The following is a 14969-nucleotide window of genomic DNA, read 5'->3' on the forward strand; positions in this document are numbered from 1 at the left end:
CTTCCTCGGCTAATTCCTCGGCTAATTCCTCGGCTGTCGTACGGGATGCTGGGCGGTGGCGTGGACCGCTCGTGCGCGAGGTCTCAAATGCGCTGGGAAAGGGGCGTCGACCGGCGTGGGCGCGATATGCGGATGCTTGGTGCGCCGATGGTTCTGCTCGCCCGTGATGAGCATGCACGGCTGTTCGAGAATGGCGCAACCAGACAATGACAGCCGCTGTACCGCGCCAGGCCCGGTAGTCCGTCGCAAACAGTCGGCCAGGCCCGGGCCGACTGTTCAACCGTCCACTTCGGGCAGTTGAGCGTATGCCGGTCTCGTGCCGGGAGGCCGAGGAGCTCCTGTGCGAGCGCGGCGTCACCGTGACATACGAGACCATCCGGGCCTGGTGTGCCGCCTCCGGCCCCGCCTCTGCCGAAGAACCGCGCCGACGGCAGCCGAGGCCCGGGGACACGTGGGATCTCGACGAGGTCTTCGTCACGGTCAACGGGACGACGCGGCACCTGTGGCGGGCGGTGGACCAGGACGGCAACGTCCAGTGCCTACCGCACCGAGACGGCCGGGCGCTTGCGCACCTGGAAGACCGTCACCGGCATGCCCGCCACCGGCCGGCCGAGGTGACGGCCCAGGGCCATCCGCACCCTCCGTGCGCCCGCAACTCGCTAGCTGCACCGCTCACTTGACGACGCCCGCCCAGCCCCCCTCGCCCCGATCGGCCTTCGCCTGGTTCGCCCAGGCCCGCTCTCGTGAAGCAACCCCGGGCCATGGGCCCGGCTAGATCAGTTGGGGACCGGTCCGGGCAGCCGGATCGATTCTCAGGGCCGGTCCGGGCGGCGCACCAGGTTCAGCAGCACCAGCGCGCACAGGCTCGCCCCCACGGCGACCGCCGTGAGCACCGTGCCGACCGAGAGGTGCTCGAACAGTACGCCCGCCACCCCGAAAGCGATCGGGCTCGCGACGAAGACGGCGGCACCGAACACCGGAAACACATGCGGCCGCAGGTGCTCCGGTGGGCGCAGCATCATCAACGAGACGGCGGGCGCGGTCACCCCGGGCAGGAACATGCAGCTGGCCGCCACGGCCAGCCCCAGCGTCATGACCGGTTGGTCCCAGGGCAGCAGCCACAGCACGACCGCGGCGCCGGCACCGCCCATCGCCGCCAGCCGGGCCGGTGAGATCTTGCGGGCGAGCCGGGCGACCACGACGGTGCCCAGCGCGGTGCCGCCGCCCCACGCGGCCAAGAGCCAGCCGGCCACATGGGGGTCGGCGTCGTAGCGGCTCTTGGCGATGACGGGCAGCGCGAGCAGCACAACCGGCATGAGCGTGCCGTACCCGAGCGCGGCGAGTGACATCGTGCGCAGCACCGGGTCCTTGAACAGGTAGCGCACGCCTTCGATCATGTTGTGCGCCGACGCCGCCTCCGGTGTCGGCGCACGGCGCGGCAGCCCGGTCAGGAGTGCGGCCGACACCGCGAACGACGCCGCGTCGATCCACAGCACATTGAGCGCGCCGAACTGGGCGATGAGGAAGCCGGCGAGGGCCGGGCCGACCAGGCGCGCGGTCGAAGTCGCCGTTTCGAACAGGGCGTTGCCCGCGACGACGACACCCTCGTCCAGGTCGATGGTCTCGGTGAGCAGCACCCGTTGCGCGGACAGATAGGCCGACGTGACACAGCCGATGCCGGCCACGATCACCAAAAGCATCCAGATTTGCAGCATGCCCGCGACATACAGGATGGGTATGGTCGCGGCCAGGGCCGCGTTGCACAGGTCTCCGACAATCGTGACGCGGCGGGCGCCCCAGCGGGCCACGAGCAGCCCGGCGGGCATGCTGAGCAGCGGCACCGGCAGGATTTGGATGAGGAACACCAGGCCCATGCGGGCCGGTGAGCCGGTGGTCGTCAGGACGAACCAGGGCAGCGCGAGCGTGGTCATCTGGGTGCCGACGGACGAGGTGAACTCCGAGGCGATGACCCTGCGGAACTGCGGGCTGCGCAGGGGTGACCGCACCGCCGCCGCGGTCGTCACCGAGTCGCCCGCGTCGAGGCCGGGCGCAGGTCGAGCCAGTGGGACTCGACGTAGTCGACGCAGGCGTCCCGCCTGTCCGGGCCGAACACCAGCGACCAGCCGGCGGGCACGCGGATGTCGCGCGGCCAAAGGCTGTGCTGCTGTTCCTCGCTGACGAGAACCTGGTAGACGCCGTCGGGGTCGTCGAAGGGATGCGCCATCGTGCTCTCCTTGTCGCCGCTGCCGGTCACCACGTCACCGGCAGCCGGTGCACGCCGTAGACGGTCATGTCGGAGCGCATCGGAATCTCGTCCGGGTTCCCGGCGATGCGCAGGTCCGGGAAGCGGCGCAGCAGCGCGGTGTAGCCGATGCGCAGCTCCAGGCGGGCCAGTTGCTGCCCGAGGCACTGGTGGATGCCGTGGCTGAAGGTGAGGTGGCTGTGTCCGCCTCGGGTGATGTCGAGCCGGTCCGGGTCGGTGAACTGCTCGGGGTCGCGGTTCGCGGTGGGGAGGTGGACCAGCACCGTCTCCCCCTTGCCCAGGGTCACGCCGTCGATCTCGACGTCCTCGGTGGGGGTGCGCTGTACGCCCACGTGCACGATGGTCAGGAAGCGAAGCAGTTCCTCGACCGCGCTCTCGATCAGTGCCTCGTTCGCGCGCAACAGCGCCATCTGGTCGGGGTTGTTCAGGAGTGCGTACGTACCGAGCGAGAGCATATTGGCCGTGGTCTCGTGCCCGGCGACCAGGAGCAGCAAGGTGGCGCCGACGGACTCCTCCATCGTGATGTCGTCGCCGGTCACCAGGACGCTCAGTACGTCGTCCGCGGGGTCGGACTTCTTGCGCCTGAGGAGCTCGCCGATGAGGTCGACGAGGTCCTTCAAAGAGGCCTGCACCTCCTGCGGATCGATGTCCAGGCGAAGGAGGTTCTCCGAGTTGCCCACGAACCGGTCGCGCTCGGCGACCGGCACCCCGAGCAGATCGCAGATCACCTGCGAGGACACCGGCACCGAGTAGTCCGTGACCAGGTCCGCGGGCGGTCCCTTGCGCAGCATCGCGTCGGCGTGCTGCGCGGTGATCTCCTCGATGCGGGTGGCGAGCAGACGCATCCGGCGCAGGGTGAACTGGCCGGCCAGCCGCTTCCGGAAGCGGGTGTGGTCCGGCGGGTCCAAATGCTCGAACAGGCCCGGGATGTCCGCCTCGAGGTCCGACGGGCGGTTGGAGGGGAACGCCAGGTGCTTGTGCGAGGCATGCGAGCTGAAGCGTGTGTCGGACAGGATCTGCCGGCCCTGCTGGTACCCGGTGACGAGCCAGCCCTGGTAGCCGTCGGGGAAGGTCATCCGGCGGATCTCACCCCCGGCGCGCAGCGGCCCGGGCGGGTCGAACGGCCGTTCCCGGAGCGTCGGCAGGCCATTGGTGATGGCTGTGGTGGTGTCGGTCATGTTCTCTGCATTCCGCCGTCGATCGGGACAACGGCTGGTCTGGTGGTGGATGCGCTCTGATCGGGACGGCGGTCAGCGGTCGCGTCGGTCGTCCGTGGTGTGGTCCTGTGCGGCCGTGTCGGCGTCCTGCCCGGCCCGTACCAGGTCGCGTAGCTGCGAGATGGTCAGCTCCGGGTGGCGTGCGACGAGTTCGAGGACCCGCGGCCATTGGCGTACCAGCGCGCCCATGACCGGCGGCTCGATGGAGTCCGGGTCGTACACCCACAGGCCGCGCAGCTCGCCCTCGACGTCACGGGCCACCAGGTAGAGGTCGAGGTTGTGCGGCTCGATGGCGGTGATCAGCCCCGGGAGCGGGGTCTCGTCGCCGATGCGCACGTCCAGGGGCGCCACCTCGAGCCCGTCCAGGGCCAGCGGCTTGGCCGGCACACCGAGCAGGTTGAGTATCACGCGCAGCGGCAGCTGGTTGCCGTCCCCGACGATGCCATCGTGCACCAGGGCGCGCACCGGCACGTTCTGGTGTGAGTATGCGTCGAGTTCGCTCTGCAGGACCTGCTGGACCAGTTCGTGGACGGTCGGGTCGTCCGCCATCCGCGAGCGGTTGAGGATGATGTTGATGAACGGGCCGACCATCGACTTGGTCTCCGGTCGTTCGCGGCCGGCCAGCGGGTGGCTGACCGCGATGTCCGTCGCGCCCGAGTAGCTGTACAGGAGCACATGGAACGCCGACATCAGCATCATGAACAGGGTCACGCCCTCGCGGCGTGCGGCCTCCTTCACCGCCGACATGACCTCGGCGCCGACCACCACGCCGTGGCTGAAGCCCTCGATGAAATCGTCGAGCTGGTGCTCGGGCGCCTCGAAGTCGAGCCTGCGCGCCGCGCCCGCCAGCTCCGTACGCCAGTGCTCGACGTGCTCGTCGAGTGCGCCGCTGGCAAGCAGCCCCTGCTCCCACGCCGCGTAGTCCAGGTGCTGGACCATGACGTCGGGCAGCCGCGGCCGGCGCTCCGCCGTGTGCGCCGCGTACAGCTCCGAGAGCTCGTCGGTGACCACGACGAGGCCCCAGTGGTCCATCAGGATGTGGTGCGCCACGAGGACCAGCGCGTGTTCACGGTCGGAGAGTTGTACGAGCTGGCCGCGGACCAGGTTGCCGTCCTCGATGCGGAACGTGCTCTTGGTCTCCTTGGTGAGCAGCTCGCGCAGCCGCTCACGCTGTGCCTCCCCCTGGTACATGCGCAGGTCGACCGTCTCGATCGGCCACTCGGGACGGCCGTCGGCGAACTGCGAAGTGGCCGAGCCGCGCTGGACGTAGCGCGTGCGCAGGATGTCGTGGCGGCGCACCAGGTCGTCCAGGGCGCGGCGCAGGGCGAGGGTGTCGAGTGCGCCGCTCAACCGGAACGCGGTGATGACGGCGTGGTGCGCGTGGTTGGGGCCGACCGGCTGGAGCAGGAACTCCAGTTGCCCGAAGGACAGTCCGGCGCCGTCGCTGCGGTCGGCCGTGGGGATCGGGGCGGTCAGCGGGTCGGCCGCGCCGGCGGTCACGGTGTGCTCGTGGTCGTCGCGGGTCAACGCGACCGTGCCGTTCTCGACGGCGACCGCGCAGCGGGCGACGGCGCGCAGCGCGTCGAACCAGGCGTCCGCGAGTTCGTGGACCTCGTCCTCGGTGAGCAGCGAGCCGGCCCAGCTCCAGTTGGCCACTAGCTGCGGGCCGTCGGGCCCGTCCTGGGTGACGGCGTTGACCTCGAGCGGGTGGGACAGGGGCCGGGTTCCGGTGGTGCCGGGCGCGGTGTCGTCCCGCAGCGGCAGCCAGGGCGTCTCCTCGTCGGTGACGGGCACACGGCCGAGGTAGTTGAACAGCACCTGCGGCTCGGGCAGTGCCGCGAGCAGCGGCGCGGTCTCCGGGTCCAAGTGGCGCAGGAGGCCGTAGCCCAGGCCGTTCTTCGGTATCGCCCGTAGCTGCTTGCCGGTGCGGACGACCGCGGCCGCCAGCTCGCCGCCCGCACCGGCCACGTCCTCCCACGGCAGCGCGCCGCAGTCGAGGCGGACCGGGTGGACACTGGTGAACCAGCCCACCGTGCGGGACAGATCGACGCCGTCGACCAGGTGCTCGTGCCTGCCGTGGCTCTCCACGTCGAGCACCACCGGGGCACCTCCCTGGCCGGACCGGCCGGCGCGCCACCGTCCGACGGCGAGCCCGAAGGCGGTCAGGAGTATGTCCTGGATGCCGCGCCGGAATACCGCAGGCACCTGCCCGACCAGCGGCGCGGTGTCCTCGGCCGACAGGGTCAGCGAAAGGCGTCCCTCGGTGCCGGTGACATCGCGGTCCGCGTCCAGCTTCCCGGCCACCAGCGGCTCGGCCTTGCGCAGGACGTCCTGCCACACCGGCAGTTCGGCGCGGTGCCGGGCGATGCCCTCACCGCCGGCCACCCGGTCGGCCCAGCCGCGCAGTGACGTCGCCACCGGCGCGAGGACCGGCTCGCGGCCCGCGGCCACCATGTCCCAGGCGACGGAGATGTCGGACAGCAGGATCCGCCACGACACGCCGTCGACGGCGAAGTGGTGCACAGCGAGCAGCAGCCTGCCCGGGCGGTCTGCCCCGGCGTCGAACCACACCGGCTGCAGCATCACGCCCTCGGCCGGGTCGAGCCGTCGCTTGGCCGCGGCCGTCTCCTCGGCGATCAGCGTCCGCGCGTCGGCGTCGGCGAGCCCGCTGGTGTCCACGCGGCGCAGGATGTCAGCGACCCGGACCGTGCCCGGCTCGTCCGCGTGCAGCGACCACTTCCCGTCGGGCCCGGTCTCCAATCGCGTACGCAGGGCGTCGTGTTGGTCGACCACCGCCTGGAGCGTGGTGACCAGACGGGCCTCGTCCACGCCGGCCGGAAGGCCGACGGTCGCGGACAGGTCGAAGCCGGCCACCGAGCCACCCATGTGCCGCTGGCGTTCCATGACGGGCAACAGGCGGATCTCGCCGATGCCGATGTCCGTGACGCTCGCCGTGGCGTCCGCGTCGGCGGCCTTGGCCACCCGGGCGATGCCCGCCACCGTCTGCTGGGCGAACACATCGCGGACGGTGAACACCAGGCCCGCCGTGCGGGACTGCGCGACCAGTTGGGTGGCCTGGATGCTGTCCCCGCCCAGGTCGAAGAAGCCGACCTCGGCGCCGACTTCCGGCAGCCCGAGCACCTCGGCGAACACAGCGCACAAGGTCTGCTCGACCGGCGTCCGTGCGGCCCGGGACTCGGTGCCCGCACCGAGGAGGGGGGTGGGCAGCGCGCGGCGGTCGAGCTTGCCGTTGCCGGTCATCGGGAAGGCGTCGAGGACCATCACGACGACGGGCACCATGTACTGCGGCAGCCGTTCGCCCACGTACGACCGCAGCTCGACGGGCTCGGCGTGCGCGCCGTCGGCGAGGACGACATGGCCGACGAGGTCCTTGCCGCCGGTGGGCTTCTGGTGCACCACGACGGCGGCGTCCGCTACGGCCGGATGGGTGCCGAGCGCGTTCTCGATCTCGCCGGGTTCGATGCGGAAGCCGCGGATCTTGACCTGGTCGTCGGTGCGGCCGAGGTACTCGATCGTGCCGTCGGCGCGCCAGCGCACCAAGTCGCCGGTGCGGTACATGCGTTCACCCGGAGCGCCGTACGGGCAGGCGACGAATCGCTGGGCGGTCAGGCCCGGCTTGTCGAAGTAGCCGCGGGCCAGGCCCGCTCCGGCGAGGTAGAGCTCGCCGGGCACGCCGACCGGCACCGGGCGCAGCCGCTCGTCGAGGACGCAGGCGCGGGTGTCGTCCATCGGTGTGCCGATCGGCACGGTGCCGTCGACCACCTCGCGGGTACTGTGCAGCACGGCGAACGTCGTCGTCTCCGTCGGACCGTATCCGTTGGTGAGGACGGTTTTGGGCCATGCGGCCAGCGCCTTGGCGACCACAGGCGGCGAGAGCGCCTCGCCGCCGGCGAGCACCTCGCGCATCCCGGCCAGGGCCTCGGCGTCGCGTTCGACCAGCAGATTGAAGAGGGCGGCCGTGAAGAACGCCGAGGTCACACCGCGCTCGCGGATGGTGCGCACCAGCAGGCCCGGGTCGAGCTCACCGGCCGGTGCGACCACCACCTCGCCGCCGGAGAGCAGCGGCACCCACAGCTCGTAGGTGGAGGCGTCGAACGCGGCCGGGGCGTGCATCAGCACCCGGGTGTGGTTCTCGCCGCGCCACACGTGGTCGGCGGCGAGGCTCGCCACGTTGCGGTGGGTGACCGTCACGCCCTTGGGCTGCCCGGTGGAGCCGGAGGTGTACATGACGTACGCCGCCCGGTCGGGCCCGTCCTCGGTCCGGGGGACGGGGAGGCCACCCGACTCGCCGTCCGTGGCGGACAGTTCGGCCGTCACATCGAGTACGCGGACCCCGTCGACGGTGGGGTGCGCCGGCCCGTCGCCGTCCACGAGGAGCACGCTCGCCCCGGTCTCGGCCATGATCAGACGCATACGGGAGTCGGGGTAGCGGAGGTCGAGCGGCACATACACACCGCCGGCCTTGAGCACGGCCAGGATCGCCGCGGGCACCCGCACCGAGCGCTCCATCAGCAGGCACACCGCGTCCTCGGCACCGCCGGCGCCGATCCCCAGGGCACGCAGCCGCGCGGCGAGCCGGTCGGCGGTGGTGGAGAGTTCGCGGTAGGTGAGCCGCTCGTCGCCGCAGCTGACCGCGACGGCGTCCGGGGTGCGGGCCGCCTGCGCCTCGAACAGCTCGGGCAGCCCGGCCACCGGCTGCTGGCCGCCCGTGCCGTTCCATTCCTCCAGTACGCGATGCCGCTCGGCCGGGGTGAGCAAGTCGACGTCGCCGACCGCCTGGTCCGGGTCGGCGACCATCGCCAGGACCACCTGGCGCAGCCTGCGCAGCATGGTGCGTACGGTGTCCGGGTCGAAGACGTCGGCGTTGTACTCGATGCCGCCGTCGATGCCGCGCGGTGCGCCGTTGCCCGCGAGGTGCTCGTGCAGGAGCAGAACGAGGTCCATGCGCGCCGTGCCGGTGCTCCGCACCACAGGCACCGCCTCGACACCGGGCAGGTCCAGGGTCTCGCCGTCGGTCACGCTCTGCCAGGACAGCATGACCTGGACGAGCGGGTGGTGGGACATCGACCGGGTCGGGCGCAGGCTGTCCACGAGGGACTCGAACGGGATGTCCCGGTGCGCGAGCGCGTCGAGGGTGCGTTCCCGCACCGCGGCGAGCAGCTCCCGGAACGTCTGCCGTTCCTCGATCCGCGTACGCAGCACAAGGGTGTTGGCAAAGAAGCCGATCAGGTTCTCGGTGGCCTGGTCGTCACGGCCCGCGGTGGCCACGCCGATCGGGATATCCGTGCCGGCGCCAAGGCGGCTGAGCAGCACCGCCATGGCCGCGTCGAGCACCATGAACATGCTGACATCGCAGCCGCGGGCCAGTCGGGCCAGGCCCTCGTGCAGCTCCGCGTCCCACTGGAAGGTGAGCGTGTCGCCGTCGTGGGAGGCCTCGGCCGGGTGCGGGCGGTCGACCGGCAAGGAGATCCGCTCGGGCAGAGCGTCCAAAGCGCCGCGCCAGTAGTCGAGTTGGCGCGACCAGGTGCTGCCGGCCTCGTCCTGCGTACCGAGGTACTGCCGCTGCCACAGGGCGTAGTCGGCGTACTGCACGGGCAGCGGCGACCAGTCGGGAGCGTGCCCCGCCAGGCGGGCCCGATAGGCGACCGCCAGGTCGAGCCGCAGCGGGGCGAGGGACCAGCCGTCCGCCGCGATGTGGTGGACGACGACGGCCAGGACGTGCTCGTCGGCGCCGACCGAGAACAGCTCCGCATGCAGCGGGATCTCCCGGGTCAGGTCGAACGCATACCGGACCACCGCTGTCACCGCGTCGTCCAGTCCGGCCTCGTCGACCTCGGTGACCGGCAGGGCGGGACGCGCCTGTTCGGGGGCGAGTATCTGCTGGCAGGGCACCGAGCCCGTGTCCGGGAACACGGTCCGCAGCGCCTCGTGCCGGGCGACGACATCGGCGAGGGCGGCCCGCAGGCAGTCCACGTCGAGGGCACCGGTCAGGCGCAGCACCACCGGCAGGTTGTAGGTGGGCGAAGGGCCTTCCACCTGGTGCAGGAACCACAGGCGCCGCTGGGCGAACGACAGCGGCAGCGGGTCGGGCCTGGTCATCGGGCTCAGCGCGGGCCGTACCTCGCCGCCGCCCTGCCGCAGCAGTTCGGCCAGCTCGGCCACGGTCTGCTTCTCGAACAGGGCGCGCACCGGCACCTCGACGTCGAGCGCACCGCGGATCCGCGCCACCAGGCGGGTTGCGAGGAGCGAGTGCCCGCCGAGGGCGAAGAAGCCGTCGTCGATGCCCACTTGAGGCACCTTCAGGACCTGGGCGAACAGGTCGCACAGGGCCTGCTCCCAAGCGTCGCGGGGCGCGACGTATGCCGCCGTGCGGGTCTCCTGCCCATCGGGCGCGGGCAGCGCGCCGCGGTCGGTCTTGCCGCTGGGGGTCAACGGCAGCGCCTCGAGGAACACGAACGCGGACGGGACCATGTAGTCGGGGAGCTTCTCGGCAAGGGCGGCCCGCAGCCGACGGCGCAGCTCGTCGGGTCCGCCGACCACCGGGTCCGGCACCACGTAGCCGACAAGGCGCTGGTCGCCCGGCTGGTCCTCGCGGGTCACGACGACCGAGTCCTTGACGGAGTCCTGGCGCATCAACACCGACTCGATCTCGCCGAGTTCGATGCGGTAGCCGCGCAGCTTGACCTGGTGGTCGAGCCGGCCCAGGTAGTCGATGGTGTCGTCGACGCGGCGCCGCACCAGGTCACCGGTGCGGTACAGGCGGTCGGCGAGGCCGGACGCGAACGGGTTGGGGATGAACTGCTGCTCCGTCAGCTCCGGCCGGTTGATGTAGCCGCGGGCAAGTCCGCTGCCTCCGATGCACAGTTCACCGGGCACGCCCGGCGGCACGGGCCGGCCCTCAGGGTCGAGTATGTGGACCTCGGTGTTGGCGATCGGCCGGCCGATGGTGATCGCGTCGTCCACGATTCGGGTGCCCAGGGAGTAGATCGTGGTCTCGCTCGGGCCGTACATGTTCCACAGGTCCACGCCCTTGGCCAGCAGGCGCCGCGCCAGGTCGGGGGGCAGGGCCTCGCCGCATATGAGGCCGCGCAGGCCCGGGCGGCCCGGCCAGCCAGCATCGAGCAGCATCCGCCAGGTGGACGGAGTGGCCTGCATCATGGTCGCGCCGGTGGCGACCATCTCTTCCGCCAACAGCCTTCCGTCGGTGGCCACTTCGCGGGTGGCGAGCACCACGCGGGCGCCCTCGACGAGCGGAAGGAGCAGCTCGAGGGTTGCGATGTCGAACGACAGGGTGGTGACCGCGATCAGGCTGTCGTCGGCGTCGATGCCCGGCCACTGCTTCATCGCCCAGAAGAGGTTGCGCAGCGCGCGGTGCGGCAGTTGGACCCCCTTGGGGCGGCCGGTCGACCCTGATGTGTAGATGACGTAGGCGAGGTCGGCGCCGTCGACCGGCTCGCCGAGGACCTCGGTGGACTCGGCGGCGAGTTCCTCGCGCAGCTCGTCCACGCACAGCGTCGTAGCCGCGCACTCCGGCAGGTCCGGCACCACCGAGCTCTGGGTGATCAGTACGGGAAGGCTTGCGTCCTCGATCATGAACGCCATGCGGTCCTTGGGCAGCTTCGGGTCGACCGGCACGTAGGCACCGCCCGCCTTCAGGACGGCGAGCACCGCGACGACCATGTCGAGCGAGCGCTCCAGACAGATCCCGACCATGACATCACGCCCGACGCCAAGGCGCTTGAGCCGGTGCGCCAACTGGTTGGCGGCCGCGTCGAGTTGGGCGTAGGTGAGTGTCTCACCCTGGCAGTACACCGCCTCGGCGTCGGGCCGCAGCACCGCCTGCTGCTCGATGCGCTGATGGGTCAGGAGATCGTCGGGCCACTCGTGGCGGGTGTCGGCCCGCTCCTGGCCCTGGGCGCGCTGCTCGTCCTCGGTCAACAGCGCGACGTCCAGGATCGGCTGGTCCGGGTCGGCGAGGAGGTTGTCGAGGAGCACCTTCAGGTGGCTGCCCATGCGGTCGATCGTGGACGCGTCGAACAGCTCAGCGTTGTACTCGAACCAGCCGCCGAGCTCGTCGCCCTGCTCGAACACCTGGAGCTCCAGGTCGAACCGCGCAGTGGAGCTCGCCACGTCCATCAGCTCCAGGCGCAGCCCGCCGACGCCGAACTCGGGCACCGGGATGTTCTGGTACACGAACGACACCTGGAAGATCGGCGAGCGCGACAGATCGCGCTCCGGGCGCAGCTCCTCCACCAGCCGCTCGAACGGCACCTCCTGGTGGGCGAAGGCGCCGAGGGCGGTGCCGCGCACCCGGCCGAGCAGTTCCGTGAACGTCGGGTTACCCGACACGTCGTTGCGGATCGCGAGCGTGTTGACGAAGTAGCCGATGAGCTGCTCGACCTGGGACTGCCCGCGGTTGGCCACGGGCACGCCGACGACGACGTCATCCTGCCTGCTGTACCGGTGCAGCAGGGCGATGTAGGCGGCGAGCAGCGTCATGAACGGGGTGACGCCGGCGCGCCGGCTCAGTTCGCGTACGCCGCTCATCACCGAGGCGGGCAGCCTGAACGGCCGTGAACCGCCGGCCGAGCCGAGCACCGCGGGCCGCGGCCGGTCGGTGGACAGCCCGAGGATGGGTGCGGCGCCTTCGAGGGTCGTCTTCCAGTACTCCAGTTCGTCCGCGAAGCCCGGACCCGTCAGCTGCTTGCGCTGCCAGGCCGCGTAGTCGGCGTACTGGACGGGCAGCTCGGGCAACTCGGCCTCGGCGCCGGTGAGGTGGCCTTGGTACAGCGTGACCAGCTCGCCGAACAGGACCGAGGTCGACCACAGGTCGGCGACGATGTGATGCATGGTGAGCAGCAGGACGTGCTCGTCGGGGGCCAGGCGCAGAAACCTCATCCGCATGAGCGGCCCGGTGCCCAGGTCGAAGGGGCGGGCGAACTCCCGGTACGCCAGTTCCTTGACGCCCTCCTCACCCTCGGGGCCGCGCAGGTGCGCACACTCCTCGACGGTCAGCTCCAGCTCACCGGTCTCGTGGACGACCTGCACGGGCTCGCCGTCGATCTCTTCGAACGTGGTGCGCAGCGATTCGTGCCTGCGGACGATCTCGGCGAGGCTGCGGCGCCAGAGCTCCACGTCGAGCGGGCCGTGTACGCGCATCGCGGCCGGGATGTTGTAGGCAGCGCTGCCCGGGTTGAGCTGGTCCAGGAACCACATGCGCTGCTGGGGGAACGAGGCGGCGAAGCGCCGCTCCCCTGCCGCCGGCCGGTGGCCGTTCTTGCGCCGCAACCGCTCTGCCAGCAGCGCGCGCTTCTGCTCTGGCGTGAGGCTGGTCAGATCGATGTCGGTCATACGCCAGTCTCCTGATCGTCGGTCTCGGCGGCGCGGAGTTCCCGCACGTGTGCTCCCGGCTTCGTGTCGGTCTGCGTCTGTGGTGTCCCCGACTCACCGGCCGCGCCCTACGAGGGCCGCGGCACCGGCGTTCGGGCGCGTCGAGCTGGATCAACGCGGCCTGATGGTCGGCTGGTTGGGGTGGGCACGTACCTGAGAAGAGTCGAAGCCCCTGCACTGCGCGGCCTCGATCAGCCCTCCGCCCGGAGCATCACACGCCTGTCTATCCAGCGGTGATCGATCTGTCCATGTTCGATGCCCACCGGCCAGCTGGTCACACGCCCTGCGCTCGACGGGGTCGAGCCGCGCCACGGATCATCGCCCTTCGGGGCGGACGGAGGCAACCGCGCAGGCAGAACGCCGAATCAGCGCGGGTGAACGAGAGTGCGGCCGGCCAGGCCCGGACAGCACAGAGCGCAGGCACGGACCGACCGTGCCTGCGCCGTGGGTTTCGTACGCAGGGGTCAGGCGGTGCGCCCCCGCGCCCGGCGGATCGGCCGGACCATCAGGTACACCACCGATCCGGCCAGCATGACCAGGCCTGCGGCCAGCAGCACGGCGCCGGTCCAGGGCAGCCACGCGATCTTCGCCGCCACGGTCACCTTGCCGGAGAGGCCGCTCGACCCGTCGGCCTTCATGAAGACCGCCGCGACATCGCCCGACTTCACGGGCCAGTTGAGCGTCTGTGCCCCCTTGCCACCGGCCTTGGCGGCCCACACGTCGGCCTCACCGGGCAGCGTCTTGGGCGCACCACCCGAGTGTTTGCTCAGGGTGTCGCCCTTGGGGCTCGAGTCATGGATGGTCACATGCTGTACGCCGGCCAGATACCGCTGCATCCCGGCCTTGTCGGCGATGCCGACGAACACGGGTTCGCCCGTCTTGTCCGGCGTGAAGGTCATCCGGAGGTCCTTGTTGAGACCCGCCATCTCCTTGTCGGCGCGCCAGCTGTCGGTGGCCATGGCGTATGTCTCGGTACGGTGCACGTACCGGTCCGTACCCAGATCGATGTAGCCGTCGTCCGCCGTCGCCATGTACAGGGCGGTACCGCCCAGGCTGACGAACGTCAACGCCACGAGGGACAGGACCGCACCGCCCACGATGGCGACGATGCGCCTCGTGGGCCAACCGGCCGACGTGCTGCGCACGTTCGCCCCCTTCGCTAAACCCTTGGAAGTGTCGGTCACAGGTTCCTCCTCGTTCTCGTCACCCGGGTGGCGAACGCCGGGCACGGTGCGCTTCTCGCCTGGACTGTCAGTGCAGGGCGGCACGAAGACGCCCTGTTCAGTCCAACGTGGCTCACCGTAATCGGACGAAGATCCTCCGGGGATCAGGGGAATCCCTCATCTCATATCAGGGATTCCCCTGACCTCCTGCGCGGTTGCTGGGCTCCAGGGCTGTTCCAAAGTCGTTCGGTCTTGGTGTAGTTGCCGGTCACGGGGCGATGCCGAGGAGGTCGAGGGGCGGGTGAAGGGTTCGTGGGACATCTCGCGGAGGCCGGCGGCGATGCTGGTGCGGCCGGCAGCGCGGGGCTTGTTGATCGTGAGGTTGCGCAGGGTGGCCGTGTGCTCCGGGCCGTGTCCGGTGCGGACACACCGGCCCACGCCCGGAAAACGGCGGACGCAGCGATCAGCGGCACCGCCACGAACGGGTGACGCACACCCCGGCGATGGCGTGGGTCCGGCAGCCTGACCAGCCGCTCCGCCAACGACAGCCCCGAATACCCCACCCGAGACGGCGACTTGACGAGGCAGACGCAGGCCGACGGCACACCGAGGCTCGGGCTCTGGACGACGACTCGCACGGCCATCCGTCCACAGCGGAAATCCCGATCTGCTCGCAGCGGCCCCTACCGACATCGTCACTACGCCGTGACCAGCACCGTCACCCACCCGTCAGGACTTTGGACCAGCCCTGTGCCGGGCGGGCCCGCATCGACCGGCCCGGGGACGTTCAACTGACCAATTCGGCCGGTTGAACACGGCAGGCCGACGGCACACCGAGGCTCGGGCTCTGGACGACGACTCGCACGGCCATCCGTCCACAGCGGAAATCCCGATCTGCTCGCAGCGGCCCCTACC

5 protein-coding genes and 1 pseudogene are annotated in these 14969 nt (G+C 70.8%); 1 reads left to right on the forward strand and 5 read right to left on the reverse strand.

Annotated features, from left to right (window positions below; all coding sequences use genetic code 11):
• Window positions 1-302: 302 nt before the first annotated feature.
• Window positions 303-680: pseudogene (locus tag AC07AB_RS37570) on the forward strand (DDE-type integrase/transposase/recombinase); the annotation flags it as partial.
• Between the two features lie 132 nt (window positions 681-812).
• On the opposite strand, the gene AC07AB_RS37575 reads toward AC07AB_RS37570, so the two are convergent.
• The 5 genes from AC07AB_RS37575 to AC07AB_RS37595 form a co-directional block, all read right to left on the reverse strand.
• Complete coding sequence (locus AC07AB_RS37575; RefSeq protein ID WP_478576578.1) at window positions 813-2024, reverse strand: MFS transporter; 1212 nt, start codon at window positions 2022-2024, stop codon at window positions 813-815.
• Entirely contained in the window at window positions 2021-2224 is a 204-nt protein-coding gene (locus AC07AB_RS37580; protein ID WP_478576579.1) for an MbtH family protein, read from the reverse strand. Before AC07AB_RS37580 ends, AC07AB_RS37575 begins: the two co-directional genes overlap by 4 nt.
• A gap of 26 nt (window positions 2225-2250) precedes the next feature.
• Window positions 2251-3441, reverse strand: coding sequence for a cytochrome P450 (locus tag AC07AB_RS37585; RefSeq protein WP_478576581.1), 1191 nt, complete (start codon window positions 3439-3441; stop codon window positions 2251-2253).
• Window positions 3442-3513: 72 nt separating this feature from the next.
• Complete coding sequence (locus tag AC07AB_RS37590; RefSeq protein WP_478576583.1) at window positions 3514-12852, reverse strand: amino acid adenylation domain-containing protein; 9339 nt, start codon at window positions 12850-12852, stop codon at window positions 3514-3516.
• Window positions 12853-13355: 503 nt separating this feature from the next.
• Window positions 13356-14075, reverse strand: coding sequence for a hypothetical protein (locus tag AC07AB_RS37595; protein ID WP_478576585.1), 720 nt, complete (start codon window positions 14073-14075; stop codon window positions 13356-13358).
• Window positions 14076-14969 lie beyond the last annotated feature (894 nt).

It is taken from the genome of Streptomyces sp. NPDC044033 (assembly GCF_056434425.1).

Excerpts from the sequence above, each read along its gene's own strand:
- AC07AB_RS37580 (WP_478576579.1), bottom strand. The coding sequence starts at position 2,224 with ATGGCGCATCCCTTCGACGACCCCGACGGCGTCTACCAGGTTCTCGTC.
- AC07AB_RS37585 (WP_478576581.1), bottom strand. The coding sequence starts at position 3,441 with ATGACCGACACCACCACAGCCATCACCAATGGCCTGCCGACGCTCCGG.
- AC07AB_RS37590 (WP_478576583.1), bottom strand. The coding sequence starts at position 12,852 with ATGACCGACATCGATCTGACCAGCCTCACGCCAGAGCAGAAGCGCGCG.